This is a genomic window from Janthinobacterium sp. GW821-FHT03C08 (genome assembly GCF_059420905.1).
Genome location: NZ_JBWKUP010000011.1, coordinates 130,995 through 147,734 on the forward strand (window position 1 = coordinate 130,995; position 16,740 = coordinate 147,734).

15 protein-coding genes are annotated in these 16,740 nt (G+C 64.2%); 11 read left to right on the plus strand and 4 right to left on the minus strand.

The features are described 5' to 3' along the window. Positions 1–10 precede the first annotated feature (10 nt). Complete coding sequence (locus AC07VL_RS17340) at positions 11–934, minus strand: DMT family transporter (RefSeq protein ID WP_494806930.1); 924 nt, start codon at positions 932–934, stop codon at positions 11–13. Positions 935–991: 57 nt separating this feature from the next. Then, positions 992–2,092 (minus strand): aromatic ring-hydroxylating oxygenase subunit alpha, encoded by a 1,101-nt coding sequence (locus tag AC07VL_RS17345; RefSeq protein ID WP_494806931.1) that lies wholly within the window; start codon positions 2,090–2,092, stop codon positions 992–994. 405 nt (positions 2,093–2,497) lie between these two features. Here AC07VL_RS17345 and AC07VL_RS17350 point away from each other — a divergent pair, with 405 nt between their 5' ends. The 8 genes from AC07VL_RS17350 to AC07VL_RS17385 all read left to right on the plus strand — a co-directional run bounded on the left by AC07VL_RS17350 (position 2,498) and on the right by AC07VL_RS17385 (position 12,642). Next, complete coding sequence (locus AC07VL_RS17350) at positions 2,498–2,749, plus strand: exodeoxyribonuclease VII small subunit (RefSeq protein WP_092803165.1); 252 nt, start codon at positions 2,498–2,500, stop codon at positions 2,747–2,749. 8 nt (positions 2,750–2,757) lie between these two features. After that, the gene (locus AC07VL_RS17355; RefSeq protein ID WP_494806932.1) at positions 2,758–3,657 is read left to right on the plus strand and encodes a polyprenyl synthetase family protein; all 900 of its coding nucleotides are present in this window, start codon (positions 2,758–2,760) and stop codon (positions 3,655–3,657) included. Further along, positions 3,658–5,526: a 1-deoxy-D-xylulose-5-phosphate synthase gene (dxs, locus tag AC07VL_RS17360; RefSeq protein WP_494806933.1), complete on the plus strand. Its 1,869-nt coding sequence runs from the start codon at positions 3,658–3,660 to the stop codon at positions 5,524–5,526. 129 nt (positions 5,527–5,655) lie between these two features. Further along, positions 5,656–7,788 (plus strand): FUSC family protein, encoded by a 2,133-nt coding sequence (locus tag AC07VL_RS17365; protein WP_494806934.1) that lies wholly within the window; start codon positions 5,656–5,658, stop codon positions 7,786–7,788. Positions 7,789–7,997: 209 nt separating this feature from the next. Further along, a complete protein-coding gene (locus AC07VL_RS17370; RefSeq protein WP_494806935.1) occupies positions 7,998–10,547 on the plus strand; it encodes a TonB-dependent receptor in 2,550 nt (849 codons plus the stop codon). Between the two features lie 19 nt (positions 10,548–10,566). Further along, positions 10,567–11,715, plus strand: coding sequence for a cytochrome-c peroxidase (locus tag AC07VL_RS17375; protein ID WP_494806936.1), 1,149 nt, complete (start codon positions 10,567–10,569; stop codon positions 11,713–11,715). Between the two features lie 275 nt (positions 11,716–11,990). Then, positions 11,991–12,176, plus strand: coding sequence for a hypothetical protein (locus AC07VL_RS17380; RefSeq protein ID WP_494806937.1), 186 nt, complete (start codon positions 11,991–11,993; stop codon positions 12,174–12,176). An 85-nt stretch (positions 12,177–12,261) separates the two neighbouring features. Beyond that, the gene (locus AC07VL_RS17385) at positions 12,262–12,642 is read left to right on the plus strand and encodes a glutaredoxin family protein (RefSeq protein ID WP_494806938.1); all 381 of its coding nucleotides are present in this window, start codon (positions 12,262–12,264) and stop codon (positions 12,640–12,642) included. Positions 12,643–12,644: 2 nt separating this feature from the next. Here AC07VL_RS17385 and AC07VL_RS17390 read toward each other — a convergent pair whose 3' ends face one another. Beyond that, on the minus strand, positions 12,645–13,169 hold the full coding sequence (locus tag AC07VL_RS17390; RefSeq protein ID WP_494806939.1) for a hypothetical protein: 525 nt from the start codon (positions 13,167–13,169) through the stop codon (positions 12,645–12,647). 44 nt (positions 13,170–13,213) lie between these two features. Here AC07VL_RS17390 and AC07VL_RS17395 point away from each other — a divergent pair, with 44 nt between their 5' ends. After that, on the plus strand, positions 13,214–13,402 hold the full coding sequence (locus AC07VL_RS17395; RefSeq protein WP_494806940.1) for a hypothetical protein: 189 nt from the start codon (positions 13,214–13,216) through the stop codon (positions 13,400–13,402). Positions 13,403–13,451: 49 nt separating this feature from the next. Here the strand turns inward: AC07VL_RS17395 and AC07VL_RS17400 are convergent, their stop codons facing one another. Further along, complete coding sequence (locus AC07VL_RS17400; protein WP_494806941.1) at positions 13,452–14,006, minus strand: cob(I)yrinic acid a,c-diamide adenosyltransferase; 555 nt, start codon at positions 14,004–14,006, stop codon at positions 13,452–13,454. Positions 14,007–14,160: 154 nt separating this feature from the next. On the opposite strand from AC07VL_RS17400, the gene AC07VL_RS17405 reads away from it, so the two are divergent. Together AC07VL_RS17405 and glcE are read left to right on the plus strand one after the other, a co-directional pair. Continuing rightward, entirely contained in the window at positions 14,161–15,651 is a 1,491-nt protein-coding gene (locus AC07VL_RS17405) for an FAD-linked oxidase C-terminal domain-containing protein (protein WP_494806942.1), read from the plus strand. Between the two features lie 15 nt (positions 15,652–15,666). Next, positions 15,667–16,737, plus strand: a complete 1,071-nt coding sequence (glcE, locus tag AC07VL_RS17410; protein ID WP_494806943.1) for a glycolate oxidase subunit GlcE — start codon at positions 15,667–15,669, stop codon at positions 16,735–16,737. Positions 16,738–16,740 lie beyond the last annotated feature (3 nt).

Here is a 16,740-nt window from a genome sequence, read left to right on the forward strand (position 1 = left end):
GAACGCTCCTTTACACTTCGCTGGCGATGGGATCCGTGCGCGCGATGGCGGCGCCACGGGCCGTGTTGCGGGTATTGTAATAGGTTGCCGCGATGCCGGAAGCGAGAATGATGCCGATGCCGGCCCAGCCATGCCAGTCGAACAAATCGCCAAAGATCACCACGCCCCAGAAGCTGGAAAAGACGATGCCCGTGTATTGCAAATTGGCAACAACGAGGGTCTTGCCCAGGCGGTAGGCGCGCGTCATGGCCATCTGCGCCATGGTGGCGCACAGGCCGATGGCGGCCAGCAAGCCGATGCCGTAGGCGCTCGTGTGCGCATGCCAGACGACGGGGCCGCCGCCGGCGCTGGCCACGTGGCCGATCACGCCGGCCAGGAAATTGACGACCGAGAAATAGAAGACGACCCGGTATTCCGGTTCGCCCAGCAAGCCCAGCTTGCGCACCTGCAAGTAGGCGAGGGCGGACAGCATGCCGGAAATCAAGGCCGTGATGGCGCCGCTGAGCTGATCCGTCTCGAACACGGGCTGCAGCAGCAATGTCACGCCGACAAAGCTCATGGCAATGGCCGCCACCAGCGGCCACTCGACCTGTTGCATGCCTTTCCACCAGCCGCCGGCCAGCAGGATGACGGCGATCCAGATGGGCGCCATGTAATTGAGCGTCATGGCCGTGGCCAGCGGCAGGATGGCGATGGCATAAAACCACAGCCACAGGGCGATCACGCCCACCACGCCGCGCCACAGATGCTGGCCCGGCATCGTCGTTTTGAAGCTGCCGCCCTGGTACAGAATCGTGCAGCTCATGACGAGCATGCCGATGATGCCGCGGTACATGACGATTTCCGAGGTCGAATACAGATCCGACGCCAGCTTCACGCACACGCCCATGATGGCGAACATAAAACTGGCAAACAGCATCCAAAGTGACTGCATGAGTAAATCCTGACGATGAAAATGAAAAAGGGCCGCGCAATGCGGCCCTTGAGGGAATTACAGTTCGATATTGCTGCGGTACCACTCGTGGAAATGCTGCATGCCGTCTTCCATGGGCGATTGGTAAGGGCCCACTTCGTTCACGCCGCGCGCCATCAGGACCTTGCGGCCCGCATCCATGCGCTGGGCGATTTCATCGTCCTCGACGCAGGTTTCCATGTAGGCAGCCCGTTCCGCTTCGACGAGTTCGCGCTCGAACAGCACGATTTCTTCCGGGTAATAGAACTCCACCACGTTGCGCGTCCTTTGCGGGCCATCGGGCCACAGGGTCGAGACGACGAGCACGTGCGGATACCATTCCACCATGATGTTCGGATACAGGGTCAGCCAGATGGCGCCGTACGGCGGCGGTTCGCCGCCGCGGAATTGCAGCACCTGCTCCTGCCATTTCTTGTAGGCGGGCGAGCCGGCCTGCTGCAGGCCGCGGTGCACGCCCACCGTCTGCACGCTGTAATCCTTGCCGAATTCCCAGCGCAGGTCGTCGCAGCTGACGAAGCTGCCCAGGCCCGGGTGGAACGGTTCCACGTGATAGTCCTCGAGGTAGACTTCGATGAAGGTCTTCCAGTTGTAGTCGCACTCGTGGATTTCCACGTGGTCGAACATGTAGCCGGAAAAGTCGAGGTCTTTCGAGACGGACAAACTTTTCAGTTTTTCCATCACGTTGTAGCCATTCTGTTCGAACAGCAAGCCATTCCAGCTTTGCAGCGGGGTTTTCGACAGGTTCAGGCACGGCGTCTCGGGAAAATGCGGCGCGCCGATCAATTCACCCTTGAGGTCGTAGGTCCAGCGGTGCAGCGGGCAGACGATGTTATTCGCGTTGCCGCGGCCATTGAACATCAGCGCCTGCCGGTGACGGCACACGTTGGACAGCACTTCGATGCCGTTGGCGTTGCGCACGAGCATGCGCCCTTCGTTCTCAGACGCCAGGGTCGCAAAATCGCCGGTTTCCGGCACCATCAGCTCATGCCCGACATAGCGCGGGCCGGCCTGGAATAATTGCTGCATTTCACGCTGCAACAGCGTTTCGTCAAAATAGACGTGGACCGGAAGTTGCGCGTTTGAACGCGCCAGCTTGGCGTGAGTAGCCAGATCGGACATCCCAACCCCCCATAAATGTACAACGGTCAGCAGTGCCCCAGGCCATTCCCTGGGCAACCGCTACAGAGAGAAAGAATCCGCAAAGACCTGAATTCAAAATTGTTGAAACGGTATTTCGGACAGAACCGGCGATTATAGCGCGGATCGGCCTCGGCATTGCCAAAACCCCCAGCAATTCCGGCACTTTAATGAGAAACGTTGTCATTTACCGTGCAATTTCCGGCAGATGGGGGCGATTCGGCTAAAATCCACTGAGCAACTGGCAACATCCCTCCTTTGAGCGCGCCGATTGCGCTTTAGTTTTCACTTAATAGTGTGGTTTGTTCTAAAATAACGCTTCTATGCTGGCCGGGAGTCCCCGGCGTCTCCCTACAAGCCCCTCGTGCCACGAAGAGATCTGAGTCTATGTCGAAGAAATTAACTGCCGCTGCCGCAGCGCCGGCCTCGTTTGAAGAGGCCATGGCGGAACTGGCGCAGCTGGTAACGCAAATGGAAGCGGGCCAGTTGCCGCTGGAAGCATCGGTCGCGGCCTACCAGCGCGGCTCGGAACTGGTCAAGTATTGCGCCACCCAGCTCGATAGCGTGGAAGCGCAGGTGAAAGTACTGGAAGGCGACATGCTCAAACCGTTCACGGATGCCGGCGAGGCCGCCCAATGATGGCCAGCATGCAACAAGACGGCGTGACCTTCGGCGACTGGATGCAAGCCACCCAGTCCGGCGTGGAAGGCCGGCTCGACGAGTTCCTGCCGGCGGCAGACGTGGTGCCGCACAAGCTGCACGCCGCCATGCGCTATGCGCTGCTGGGCGGCGGCAAGCGCGTGCGTCCGCTGCTGGTGATGGCGGCCGGCGAACTGTTTGACGCCGATCAAGACACCCTCGCGCGCGCTGCGTGTGCGCTGGAAATGATCCACGTGTATTCGCTCGTGCATGACGACATGCCGTGCATGGATGACGATGCCTTGCGCCGTGGCAAGCCCACCGTGCACATCGCCTACGATGAAGCGACGGCGCTGCTGGTGGGCGACGCGCTGCAGTCGCAAGCCTTCATGCTGCTGGCCGACGGCGCGGCCATTCCCCCGGCGCGGCAGATGGCCATGATCAAGCTGCTGGCGCACGCCTCCGGGTCAAGCGGCATGTGCGGCGGCCAGGCGATCGACCTCGACAGCGTCGGCCTGGCCCTGACCCTGCCGCAGCTGGAACAGATGCATCAGCTCAAGACGGGCGCCTTGCTGCGCGCGGCCGTGATCCTCGGCGCGCTGGCCGGCAAGGAGCTGGCGGCCGACGAGATGACGGCGCTGAACTCCTATGCGCGCGCCGTCGGCCTGGCCTTCCAGGTGGTCGACGACGTGCTCGACGCGACGGCCGATTCGGCCACCCTGGGCAAGACGGCGGGCAAGGATGCGGCCGCCAACAAGCCCACTTACGTATCGATACTGGGGCTGGAACCATCGCGGGCCCTGGCAGAACAATTGCGGTGCGACGCCCATGCGGCGCTGGCGCCATTCGGGGACAAGGCACGCCGTTTGCGCGAGCTGGCAGACCTGGTCGTGCAGCGGAAGGCATAAATGAAACTGTTAGAAACCATCAATGAACCAGCGCAAGTGCGCAAGCTGGCCCGCTCGCAACTGGTGCCGCTGGCGCAGGAACTGCGCAGCTTCCTGCTCGACTCCGTCTCCAAGACGGGCGGCCACCTGTCGTCCAACCTGGGCACGGTCGAGCTGACCGTCGCGCTGCACTACGTGTTCAACACGCCGCACGACCGCATCGTCTGGGACGTGGGCCACCAGACCTATTCGCACAAGATCTTGACGGGCCGGCGCGAACGCATGCACACCCTGCGCCAGAAGGACGGCATTTCCGGCTTCCCGAAACGCGACGAGAGCGAATACGACACGTTTGGCACGGCGCACTCGTCGACGTCCATTTCCGCCGCGCTGGGCATGGCGCAGGCCGCCAAGATCAAGGGCGACCCGCTGCATGCGATCGCCGTGATCGGCGACGGCTCGATGACGGCCGGCATGGCGTTCGAGGCGATGAACAATGCGGGCGTGCAGGAAGACGTCAATCTGCTGGTGATCTTGAACGACAACGACATGTCGATCTCGCCGCCCGTGGGCGCGCTGAACCGCCACCTGGCGCGCCTGATGTCGGGCCAGTTCTATGCGGCAGCCAAGAATGTGGGCAAGTCCGTCCTGCCCGGCCCCGTGCTGGAATTGGCGAAGCGCTTCGAAGAGCACGCCAAGGGCATGGTCGTGCCTGCCACCATGTTCGAGGAATTCGGTTTCAATTACATCGGCCCCATCGACGGCCACGACCTCGATTCGCTGATCCCGACCTTGCAAAATATCAAGCAATTGAAGGGCCCGCAATTCCTGCATGTGGTCACGAAGAAGGGCCAGGGCTACAAGCTGGCCGAGGCGGAACCGATCCTGTACCACGGCACGGGCAAGTTCAATCCGGCGGAAGGCATCAAGCCGGCCACGGCGCCGGCCAAGATGACGTACACGGAAGTGTTCGGCAACTGGCTGTGCGACATGGCCGCCCACGACAAGCGCCTGGTGGGCATCACGCCGGCCATGCGCGAAGGCTCGGGCATGGTCAAGTTCGAACAGCAATTTCCTGCCCGCTACTTTGACGTGGGCATCGCCGAGCAGCATTCCGTCACGTTCGGCGCCGGTCTCGCCTGCGAAGGCTTGAAACCCGTCGTGGCCATCTATTCCACCTTTTTGCAGCGCGCCTACGATCAATTGATCCACGACGTGGCCCTGCAAAACCTGGACGTGACCTTCGCCCTGGACCGCGCCGGCCTGGTGGGCGCCGATGGCGCCACGCACGCGGGCAACTACGACATGGCGTTTTTGCGCTGCATCCCGAACATGGTCATCATGGCTGCGTCGGACGAAAACGAATGCCGCCAGATGCTCACCACGGGCTACCACTACCCGGGCCCGGCCGCCATCCGCTATCCGCGCGGCGCCGGTGCCGGTGCGGCCATCGTGCCGGAACTGAGCAGCATCGAGATCGGCAAGGGCGAGCTCAAGCGCCACGGCAAGCGCATCGCCATCCTGGCCTTCGGCTCCATGGTGGCACCGAGCGTGGCGGCGGGCGAGAAGCTCGACGCGACGGTGGCCAACATGCGCTTCGTCAAGCCGCTCGACGTGGCGCTGGTGAAACAGCTGGCTGCCGAGCACGATTATCTGGTGACGGTGGAAGAGGGCTGCATCATGGGCGGCGCCGGTTCGGCCGTGGCCGAGGCGCTGGCGGCGGAAGGGATCGTCAAGCCCATCCTGATGCTGGGCTTGCCCGACACCTTCATCGACCATGGCGACCCCGTGCAGCTGCTGAAAAGCGTGGGCCTGGACGCCGCCGGCATCGCCGCGTCGATCGAGCAGCGCTTCCCCGCAGCCGGCCCGCGCCTGGCCATGGTCAGCTAAGATAGGCTCGACCCATGAAAGCGGCACTGCGGTGCCGTTTTTTTTGGCCTGCAGGAATTTTACGCTGCACTGCAACATTTTTCGCCGGGGAATGCTACGATGACGCTTTGATACCTTTCAAAGCTGATCTTGCATTTCAGGAAACTACACCGCCGGGTGCGCGCGCTGGCCAGCCGCTGGCTGACGGGCTTGCACGCCTACACGGATACCCTGGCGCAGCGCCGTCCCCTGTGGATGGTCACCCTGGCCATCGACGAAACGAATCTGTCCGAAGGCTTGCGGGCCGCCTGCGCGTCCAGCGCCATGCTGCTGCTGGGCCTGCTGTTCGATCACCCCGATTTTTCCTGGGCCGCCATCGGCGCCTTCTGGACTTGCCTGGCGGATGCGGCCGGCACGCGGCGCATGCGTTTTGTGTCGATGGTGGGCTTCGGCCTGCTGTCCACCGTGGCCGGCGGCCTGGCGGCGCTGGCGGCCGGCCATGGCCTGGCGACGGCGGCCGTCGCCGTGCTGCTGTTTTCCTGGGCCGGCGCGCTGGCGCGCATCTGGGGCGCGGCCACGGCGCAGGTGGCCATCCTGGCCGCCACGGCCTGCGTGGTGATGGTCACGCATCCGCTGGAGTCGATGACGCAGAGTGCGCCCTTCCTGGGCCTGTACATGTTCGGCTGTCTGTTTGCCACCGTGCTCAGCTTTACCGTGTGGCGCATCCATCCGTTCGGCCCCAGCCGGCGTGCCATCCGCGCCGCGTATTCGCGCCTGGCCGGCATCGCCCGCGACAATGCGCGCTTTCTCGAACATGATCCTGCGCAAGGCGGCTTTGCCGCGCATGGCGCCAGCTACCGCTCGCAGGCGCGCGCCGCGCTGGAAGCGGCCCGCGTGGCGCTGGCCGCCGTGCCGCCCGCGCGCGCGGGGCGCAGCGCCCTGTACGACAACCTGCTGCTGGCGCTCAGCGACGCCGAACGCATCTTCGCCTACCTGATCGCCGTCACGCATACCTGCGAGCGCGAGCAGCAGCGCCTGCGCCAGGACCCGCGCGCGCGGCGCAGCCTGGAAGTGATGGCCGTGCTGCTGCGCCGCCTGGGGCAGGCCGTGCAGCGCCAGCCGGAAACGCCGCCTTTGGCCTTGCAGCGCCGCCTGGCCGCCTGCGGCCGGCGCCTGGAAGCGGCGCTGGGCGCCTTGCTGCCGCTGCGCCTGAACGTGGAATTCATGGAACTGGGCATGCCGCGCGCGATGCTGCTGCCGTGGCGCGAGGCGGCCTTCCTGGCGCTGGGCCAGGCGTGGCAGACGCTGAAAGTCAACGCCACGCCGCAGTCGCTGAGCTGGCGCCACGCGGCGCGCGTCTCGCTGGCAACGACGGCCGGCTTCCTGCTCGTCGAGGCGCTGCAAATCCCCTTCGGCTACTGGGCCACCATGGCCACCTTGCTGATCCTGCAGCCGTCCGTGTCGACCACCTGGCCGCGCGGCATCGAGCGGGTGGCGGGCAGCGTGCTGGGCGCCGTGCTGGCCGTGCTGATCGGCCTCGTCATCCACACGCCGCTGGGCATCTCGCTGGTGGTGTTTCCCCTGATCGTCGCCACCATGGCCTTGCGCCGCGTCAGCTACAGCCTGCACGTGCTGTTCATGACGCCCGCCTTCGTGCTGGTGGCCGACTATGCGGCGCCGGCCAGCGAGATGGTGTATGCCATGAGCCGGCTGGGCAACAATGTGCTGGGCTGCCTGCTGGCCCTGCTGGCCACGTTCTTCCTGTGGCCTGACCGCGAGGCGGATGACCTGGACCAGCGCCTGGCGAAGGCTGTCTCGGCCAACCTGAAATACCTGCTGGCCGTGCTGGCGGCAGGGGGGCGGTGGGATAGCGCCATCGCCGGCCTGCGCCGCGAGGCGGGGCTGGCCAGCAATAACGCGGAGCAAGTCCTGCAGCGCCTGCGCATCGAGCGGCGCCTGGACCGCAGCAGCGGCGTGGGCCTGGCGGCGCTGCGCACCTTGCCGCTGCTGCGCCGCGTGGCGGGCAGCACGGCGCGCATCAGCCTCAGCCCCCAGGCCGAGCCGGCCACGCCCGAGCTGCAGCAGTGGATCGCCGCCGTCAGCGCGGAGATCGATGCGCTGCTGCGCGGCAGCTCCGGCGTCCCCGCGCCCGGCCCGTGCGCCAGCGACGGCCTGACGCCCCTGCAAGCCGACGCCGTGGCGCAGGTGCAGCTGCTGCGCGGCTTGCTGCGCGACCATCTGCATGCGCAGCCGCAGCCAGCGGGCACGCCGGCACCCTCCTGAGCACCAGGCCGTGGCGCCGAAGCAACAGGCCGCCGCGAAATTTTTACGCACGTCAAAAAAACAGTGCCGTCTTGATGTTCAAGCATTGTAACTGCAAATGGTAATAGTTATCATTTGCAATTGGCAGCATGAGAAGGCGACACTGGCAGCATGGGTGAAGGACGGCATCATGAGACTGCCCCTTTCCCATCCGCAGTTGCAAGGTGTCCATGTCTTCCATTCTTACCCTGCGCCAGTCCGTGCTGGCCATCAGCCTGGCCTTTGGCGCCAGCGCCACCACTCCGTTTGCCTACGCCGCCGAAGCCGACTCCGAAGAACCCGCGCCGCAGGTGTTGCCCGAAGTGCGGCTGCAGGCCGAGCGGGTATCCGTGGGCGAGCAGCGCCTGGACAAGCGCCAGATCGAAGCGATGAATGGCATCGACGGCAATATCACCAGCTTGTTGCGCATCAATCCCAGCGTGCAATTTGATAACAAGCAGCAAGCCTCCGCCACCCAGGGCGAGCTGGCGCCGGCCGACATCAGCATCAACGGCGCCAAGTTCTACGACAATCTGTACCAGATGGACGGCATGTCGTTCAACAACGATATCGGCCCCGCCAGCAGCGGTACCAACGTCAACGCCACGCCGCCGTCGGCCAGCCAGGGCTTTGCCGTCGACACCAGCCTGCTGTGCGACGTGACGGTGCTCGATGCGAACATCGGCGCCGAATATGGCCGCTTCAAGGGCGGCGTGGTCAAGGCCAATACCTGCGCACCCACGCGCAAGCTGGCCGGCCAGGTGTCCGTCGAAAGCACGCGCTCGTCGTGGATGCAATACAAGCTCAGCGACAGCCAGAAGGACAGCGCCGCCCAGTCGGCATCGGCCGCCTTGCAGCCCGAGTTTGAAAAGTGGACCTACCGCGCGGCGCTGCAGGGCAAGGTGACGGAGAATTTCAGCCTGATCGGCAGTTTCATCCGCAAGACGTCGGAAATTCCCTTGAAAGGCTATGCCAACGGCTTGATCAGTGAAGGCGACGCCAACCGCAAGGTGCAACGACGGGGCAACGATAACGTCTTCGTGCGCGCTTTCTGGACCATCACTCCCGGCGTGCTGGCCGACTTTTCCGTCATGCATGCGCCGTCCGATGGCGACTATTTCATCGCCAGCGCCAGGAACAGCAACTTCCATCTGAAGAGCGGCGGCGACGCCTACAACCTGGGCCTGAGCCATCCGCTGGCGCTGCTGGGCAATGCGACGGTGGAGCACCGCCTGAGCTGGAAGAAAATGGCCAGCTCGCGCGGTGCGGACGAGAGCAACTGGAAACTGTGGCGCTATTCGAGCGACAAGAACTGGGGCGTCAAGACGGGCACGGGCGCCTCCGGCTGGAACAGCAGCGAAGGCGGCTGGGGCGACGTGGACCAGGAACAGAAAAACGTCGACTATCAAGGCAAGCTGAAGTGGGAGCCTGCCGCATGGCTGGGTGCCACGCACACCGTGCAGGCGGGCCTGGAACTGGGCACGCAGACGTCCAGCTACCGCCGCAACACCCGCTATGAGCAGTACACGGGGTCGGTCAATACCAATACCTGCAATATGCTGGGCGGCGGGGTGGATACGCAGTTTTGCTCGCTGGCAACGCCATGGAATGCCGCCGCCAACGTGGCCGGCCAGTACCTGGCGTCGCGCATCATTTATTACGCGGGGGCCTATGAGCTGAGCAACAAGACGCGTGGCGCCTTCCTGCAGGACGATATCCGGGCGGGCGATGTGCGCGTGCGCCTGGGCGTGCGCTACGATGCGGACGACCTGGCGCCGAAGTCGAGCATCGCGCCGCGCCTGTCCGCCTTCTGGGACGTGGCCGGCAAGGGCACGACGCAGGTCGAGCTGGGCGCGAACCGCTACTATGGCCGCAATTTCTTCGACTTCTACGCGCAGTCGAAGCGCCTGGCACTGCAGACGAAGGCGCAGACGCGCACCCTGTCGGGCGGCTTGCTGAAGGACTGGGCGGCGCCCGAGATGGCCGCCAACTGGGCCTGGTACCAGCTGGGCGACATGAAAACGCCGTACACGGACGAGAAAATGCTGGGCATCAGCCATCTATGGGGCGGCGTGAAGTGGAGCGCCAAGCGCGTGCTGCGCGCGGGCCGCGACGAGATGGTGCAGCACCTGGCATCGGCCGCCAATTATTATTGGGACAATATCGGCCGCACCGACAGCAAGGTATGGACGCTGGCCGCCGAAACGGCCCGTCCCCTGCGCTGGGGCGGCAGCAGCACGCAGGTGCAGTTCGGCTTTGACCACACGCGCACCAGCTCGTCGCACGCCGGTTACGATGACACCCTGAGCAATCTCGCGGGCGACCTGGACGAGTATATCTATTACCAGGGCAAGTTCGTGCGCTGGATCGACCGTCCGGCGAATAATTACAACCGCCCCTGGACGGCGCGCCTGCTGCTGTCGACCGACGTGCCCGCGTACCGCCTGAAGGTGGATAACTTCTTGCGCATGCGGGGGCCGGAAACGGGCATGGTCGCGACGGGCGAGGCGAAGCTGTTCGAGGGTGGCGTGGCCAATGTCTACCGGGACGAAACGGTAGGCAAGTCCTTCACCTGGGACATGCGCGTGCAGTACGCGCTGCCGCAGACGGGGCCGGGCGAAGGCTACCTGAACCTGGGCATCGAGAATGTCACCAACCGCAGCAATCCGCTGTTCCAGGCCAGCGAGACCGTGTATGAAAAAGGCCGCCAGTTCACGCTGGAACTCGGCTACCGCTTCTAATGACAACGACGGCAGGCGCATGAAACCCGCAACCCCCCTGAAAAAAACCACCTTCGCCGTGGCCGCCTTGCTGGCGGGCGGCGCGGGCCTGTTGATGAGCATGGATGGCCGCGCCAGCGATGCCGTTCCAGCCAGCATTGCCTGCGCGGCGGACAAGGGCTGGGACATGGCCTGTTTGCGCCAGACGTATGCGGCGCCCCTGGCCAGCTGGCCCCGCCCGCAGGTGGCCGAGGGCGTCACGCCGCAGGAAATGGCGCCCGTGTCGGCGATGCAGCTGCCGTCCGTGGCACCGCAGGTGGCGGCGCTGGGCCAGCGCCTGTTCAACGATCCCCGCTTGTCGCGCTCGAATGCGGTGGCCTGCATCAGCTGCCACAGTCCCGCCCACAGCTTTGCCGACAGCAAGCGCACTTCCGCCGGCCACGCAGGACGGCTGGGCCAGCGCAACGCGCCGGGCCTGCTGGGCGTGGGCCAGATCAAGCCGCTATTCTGGGATGGCCGCGCCAGTACACTGGAAGAGCAGGCGCTGGGCCCCTTGCAGCACCAGGACGAGATGGCCATGGATGTGCCGGCCCTGGCGGCCAAGCTGGCCGCGCTGGACGATTACCCGGCGCAATTCGACGCCGCCTTCGGCCCGGGCGCGGGCGTGACCCTGCCGCGCATCCTGACGGCGCTGGCCGACTACCAGCGCACCCTGCTGCCGCCCGTCACGCGCTTCGATACCTTCCTGGAAGGCCGGCGCGCGGACTTGAACGACCGTGAACTGCTGGGCCTGCATCTGTTTCGCACCAAGGCGCGCTGCATGACGTGCCACAGCGGCGCCTTGCTGACGGACCAGCAGTTCCATAACCTGGGGCTGACGTATTACGGGCGCAAGAAATATGAAGACCTGGGGCGCTACCTGGTGACGGGCATGGATGAGGACGTGGGCAAGTTCCGCACGCCGGGCCTGCGCGGCGTGGCGCAGTCGGGGCCGTGGATGCACAACGGTCTGTTCCCGCAGATGGTGGGCTTGCTGAACATGTACAACGCGGGCATGTCGCGCCCCGTGCCGCAGAACGCGCAGCAGGTGGCCGATCCGAAGTTCCCCGTCACCTCGCCCCTGCTGCAGCGATTGCAGCTGACGTCCGAGGAAATCATCGCCCTGAAGAGCTTCCTGGAAGTCCTGTAGCCGCTGGGCCGGTTGCGCCCGCAGCCGGCCTTTTCCTGCATGCGGCGCCATATTGTATAGACGTTTGGCGCCTGTCAATCTCACCAAATTCCACATTCCAAGGGCTTCCTACATATATTTTCCAAAAGGGAAATATATAAGAAGGAAACGTTGACTCTAAAATAATCGCGCTCTATATTCGATTTTGTCGCAAGCAAATGCCGAAATTGCTATGAATTTTTTACGACTGGTCTGACGCGATTGCCTCAGAGAATCGCCAACATGGAGAGTAGTAAATGAAAAAGATTGCAGCATTTATTTTTACCCTGGGATTGAGTGCTTCCTATGCCATCGCTTCCGATACCAGCTGCTATAGCTGCGAGGAAGAACTGCGGGAATGCCAGATGATGTATGGCGACCGGTCCCCATTCTGCGCCTCCAGTTATAAAGGTTGCTTGAGAGCCTGCCTGGCCGACGCCTGATTGCCGTTTTTTTGCATGGCGAGGCGGCGCTGCAAGCGCATGTTGCGCCGGCCGCCTTCGTTCATTGACGCCCCTGATAATACTTATGATGCAGAAAAAACTTAAAACCATCGCCATGTATGGCGTGATCCTGGCCGCCGGCCTGGGCAGCGGTTATGGCCTGTCCCTGTTGCCTGGTTTATTCAAATCGAATTACACGGAAGGCAATTACGCGGCGTATTACCCGAATGCCCAGGCGAAAGTCGTGCTGTATGGCACGGACTGGTGCAGTTATTGCGCCAAGACGCGTGCCTATTTCAAGGAAAACAAGATCGAATTCGTCGATCTCGATATCGAAAAATCGCCGGAAGCGAAAAAAGCCCATGAAGCACTCGGTGGCGGCGGCGTGCCGGTGGTGCTGATCGGCAACCGCAAGATCCAGGGTTTCAATGCGGGCGCGCTGGAAGCGGCGCTGAAGAAAATCTGACGTTACAACTTGCTGAAGTTGCAACTTGTTAGCTTGAAAGGCTGACCATGTTCAAAAAACTTGCCGCTTTCCTGTTCGCCGCCGGCGCCGCGCTGTCCTTCAGCGTGCAGGCGGGCAGCCCGGATTGCACCTTTGTCTGCGAACGCAACATGCTCGACTGCGTGGAATTCGACCAGCCGGCGTGCATGCAGCAATACAGAGAGTGCCTGAATCAATGCCTGCGCTAGGAGCGCGCTGGCAAGGCCATCGATTTTTCCCGTTGCCAGGCACTCCTGGCTGATTTTCTCGTCGTTTTCTATATGATCGGATAAGCAATGAATAAAAAACTGGCTATTTTCCTGTTTGCCATCGGCCTCGGCATCGCGGGCGCGGCAACGGCGAAGGTAAGCTGCAAGGTCGAATGCAGCGCCGGCATGAGCGAATGTCTGGATGTTTCCGGCGGCCTCAGCGAACTGTGTTACATCAACTTCAATATTTGCGTGGAAGAGTGCCAGGCGCGCTAATGCTGTCCTGCCGGCGGGCCGCACCTGTCCGCCATCCTTGTGATGTTTGTCATGTTAAAGGAGTACTTATGTTGAAAAAACTGGGTTTCTTTTTGTTTGCCATGGGCGCCAGCGCCTCGTATGCCCTGGCCAGCAGCACCGCCGATATTTCGGAATGCCAATCCGAGTGCTATATGGCGCTCGATGCCTGTGTCATGGAGTTCAAGGTTCCTGAATGCGTGCGTGTCAACAAGGCGTGTCTGCAGGCCTGCGGCTAGGGCCTGATGCGGCACGGCGATGCTGTCAGATGGCATCGCCGTTTTTATCTCATCCCCGCGTGCGGTCATGCCGCCACAGCACGTCGCTGCCGCCGGCAAAGCGGTTGAGCACGCGCGACAGCACGAACAGCAGGTCCGACAGGCGGTTCACGTACTGGCGCGGATGTTCGTGCAGGGCTTCCGCATTGGCCAGCGCGACGATGCTGCGCTCGGCGCGGCGGCAGACGGTGCGGCACACGTGCGCCAGCGAGGCGGCGCGCGAGCCGGCCGGCAGGATGAATTCGGACAGCGCCGGCAAGTCCGCATTGTATTTCGCCAGGAGCGCATCGAGGCGCAGCACGTGCTCTTCCTTGATCAGCTGGTAGCCGGGGATGCAGATTTCCCCGCCCAGGTCGAACAAGTCGTGCTGGATGGCCACCAGCTCGCCGCGCAAGGCGTCGGGCATGGCTTCGCATAGCAGCAATCCCAGGTTGGAATTGAGTTCGTCCACGTCGCCCATGGCGTGGATGCGCGCGCTGTCCTTGCTGGTGCGGCTGCCGTCGCCCAGGCCGGTGCTGCCATTGTCGCCCGTGCGCGTGGCGATTTTCGAAAGTCGGTTGCCCATGATGCTGGTCCTGTAAAGAAGAATGGGGGCAGCATACGACACCGCGCGCCCCCTGGCAGCGTATTTGCAGGCAAATCGGACAAAAAATGCGGTGCGCGCCACTTTTGTGCTTACAATCGTTGCACGACCAAGCACTTTGCCCACCTTTCATCTTATGCTCAATGCCGCCCCCGAACCCGGATTGACCGCCGCGCGCCAGCAAGCCGTCGTCGCGGCCCTGCTGGCCGTGCTGCCGGCCCGCTGCGTGCTGTCCGACGCGGAAGATACGCGCCCCTACGAATGCGACGGCCTGGCCGCCTACCGCCAGCTGCCGATGGTGGTGACCCTGCCGGACACGGAAGAACAGGTCATCGCCATCCTCCGCGTCTGCCGCGAACTTGGCGTGCCCATCGTGCCGCGCGGCGCCGGCACGGGCCTGTCGGGCGGCGCCCTGCCCATCGCCGACGGCGTGGTGCTGTCGACGGCGCGCCTGAACCGCATCGTGCGCCTGGACGCGTATGCGCGCACGGCCGTGGTGCAGCCGGGCGTGCGCAACCTGGCCATTTCCGAGGCGGCCGCGCCCCACGCGCTGTACTACGCGCCCGACCCGTCCTCGCAGATCGCCTGCAGCATCGGCGGCAACGTGGCGGAAAACTCGGGCGGCGTGCATTGCCTCAAATACGGCTTGACCGTGCACAATGTGCTGCGCGTGCGCGTCGTCACCATCGACGGCGACGTGCTCGAACTGGGCGGCGAATGCCTGGACTCGCCCGGCCTGGACCTGCTGGCCGTCTTCATCGGCTCCGAAGGCATGCTGGGCATCGTCACGGAAGTGACGGTGAAACTGGTGCCGAAACCGGCGACGGCGCGTGTCATCATGGCCTCGTTCGGCGACGTCGTCACGGGCGGCAATGCGGTGGCCAATGTGATCGCCGCCGGCATTATCCCGGCGGGGCTGGAAATGATGGACCAGACGTCCTCGCGCATGGTCGAACCGTTCGTCAAGGCCGGCTACGACACCGACGCGGCAGCCATCCTGCTGTGCGAGGCCGATGGCACGCACGAAGAGGTGGAAGAGGAAATCGCCCGCATGACGGCCGTGCTGGAAGGGGCGGGCGCCAGCGCGATTGCCGTCTCGCAGTCGGAAGCGGAGCGCATGAAATTCTGGTCCGGCCGCAAGAATGCGTTTCCCGCCGCTGGCCGCATCTCGCCCGACTATTACTGCATGGACGGCACCATTCCGCGCAAGCGCCTGGCGGAAGTGCTGACGGGCATCGCCGCCATGGAAACGACGCATGGCCTGCGCTGCGCCAACGTGTTCCATGCGGGCGACGGCAATCTGCATCCGCTGATCCTGTTCGACGCCAACAAGCCCGGGGAGTTCGAGCGCGCCGAAGCGTTCGGCGCCGACATCCTGGCCCTGTGCGTGGCCGTCGGCGGCACCATCACGGGCGAACATGGCGTGGGCATGGAAAAGATCAATTCCATGTGCGTGCAATTTACGCGCGCCGAACTCGATGCCTTCTTTGCCGTCAAGCGCGCCTTCGATCCCCACGCCTTGCTGAACCCGGACAAGGCGATCCCCACCTTGAACCGCTGCGCCGAATTCGGCAAGATGCATGTGACGGCGGGACGCCTGCCGTTCGCCAACCTGCCCCGTTTTTAACCGCCGGAGACCCCTTTGCAAGCGATAGCGGAACAATTCAGGCAGCAGATTCGGGCCGCCAGCGCGGCGGGCGCGCCATTGCGCCTGCGCGGCGGCGGCACGAAAGACTGGTATGGCCAGCAGCTGGCAGGCGAAGTGCTCGATACGCGCGCGTATGCGGGCATCATCGACTATGAACCGACGGAGCTGGTGATCACGGCCCGCTGCGGCACGCCGCTGTTTGAAATCGAGGCGGCGCTGGCCGCGCGCAACCAGATGCTGGCCTTCGAGCCGCCGCATTTCGGTCCTGGCGCCACCGTGGGCGGCGTCGTCGCCTGCGCCCTGTCCGGGCCGCGCCGCGCCAGCGCGGGCGCCGTGCGTGACTTCGTGCTGGGCGCCGTGCTGATGGACGGCCACGGCGAACGGCTGGCCTTTGGCGGCCAGGTGATGAAGAACGTGGCCGGCTATGACGTGTCGCGCCTGCTGGCCGGTTCCATGGGCACGCTGGGCCTGATCCTGGAAGTGTCGCTGAAGGTGCTGCCCTTGCCACTGCGCGAGGCGACCTTGCGCCTGGACTGTGCGGAAATCGCCGCCTTGCGCCTGCTCAATGAATGGGCGGGCAAGCCGCTGCCCATTTCCGCCAGCTGCTGGCATGACGGCGTCCTGAGCGTGCGCCTGTCCGGCGCCGAGGCGGCCGTGTCGGCCGCCCTGCAGTCTCTGGGCGGCGCGGTGCTGGCGCCCGATGACGCGGCCGCCTTCTGGCAGTCCCTGCGCGAGCAGACGCACGCTTTCTTTGCGGGCGCGGGCAGCCTGTGGCGGCTGTCGCTGCCGCCGCATGCCAGCGCCATGATACTCAAGGGGCGCCAGCTGATCGAGTGGGGCGGGGCGCAGCGCTGGCTCAAGCTCGATGGCGACGCCGATGCGGATGGCGCGCAGCGCATCCGCCAGGCCGTGGCGGCCGCCGGCGGCCACGCCACCCTGTTCCGCGGCGGCGACAAGGCCGTGGGCGTGTTCCACCCGCTGGCGCCGGCCGTCGGCGCCATCCACCAGCGCCTGCGGCAGGCTTTCGACCCGGCCGGCATCTTCAACCCGCACAGAATGACTTGAGCG

What these genes read in the sequence shown, in the direction of transcription:
- AC07VL_RS17340 (WP_494806930.1), bottom strand. Translation starts at nt 934, where the DNA reads ATGCAGTCACTTTGGATGCTGTTTGCCAGTTTTATGTTCGCCATCATG.
- AC07VL_RS17355 (WP_494806932.1), top strand. Translation starts at nt 2,758, where the DNA reads ATGCAACAAGACGGCGTGACCTTCGGCGACTGGATGCAAGCCACCCAG.
- AC07VL_RS17375 (WP_494806936.1), top strand. Translation starts at nt 10,567, where the DNA reads ATGAAACCCGCAACCCCCCTGAAAAAAACCACCTTCGCCGTGGCCGCC.
- AC07VL_RS17350 (WP_092803165.1), top strand. Translation starts at nt 2,498, where the DNA reads ATGTCGAAGAAATTAACTGCCGCTGCCGCAGCGCCGGCCTCGTTTGAA.
- AC07VL_RS17370 (WP_494806935.1), top strand. Translation starts at nt 7,998, where the DNA reads ATGTCTTCCATTCTTACCCTGCGCCAGTCCGTGCTGGCCATCAGCCTG.
- AC07VL_RS17345 (WP_494806931.1), bottom strand. Translation starts at nt 2,092, where the DNA reads ATGTCCGATCTGGCTACTCACGCCAAGCTGGCGCGTTCAAACGCGCAA.
- dxs (WP_494806933.1), top strand. Translation starts at nt 3,658, where the DNA reads ATGAAACTGTTAGAAACCATCAATGAACCAGCGCAAGTGCGCAAGCTG.
- AC07VL_RS17385 (WP_494806938.1), top strand. Translation starts at nt 12,262, where the DNA reads ATGATGCAGAAAAAACTTAAAACCATCGCCATGTATGGCGTGATCCTG.
- AC07VL_RS17405 (WP_494806942.1), top strand. Translation starts at nt 14,161, where the DNA reads ATGCTCAATGCCGCCCCCGAACCCGGATTGACCGCCGCGCGCCAGCAA.
- AC07VL_RS17395 (WP_494806940.1), top strand. Translation starts at nt 13,214, where the DNA reads ATGTTGAAAAAACTGGGTTTCTTTTTGTTTGCCATGGGCGCCAGCGCC.
- AC07VL_RS17400 (WP_494806941.1), bottom strand. Translation starts at nt 14,006, where the DNA reads ATGGGCAACCGACTTTCGAAAATCGCCACGCGCACGGGCGACAATGGC.
- AC07VL_RS17380 (WP_494806937.1), top strand. Translation starts at nt 11,991, where the DNA reads ATGAAAAAGATTGCAGCATTTATTTTTACCCTGGGATTGAGTGCTTCC.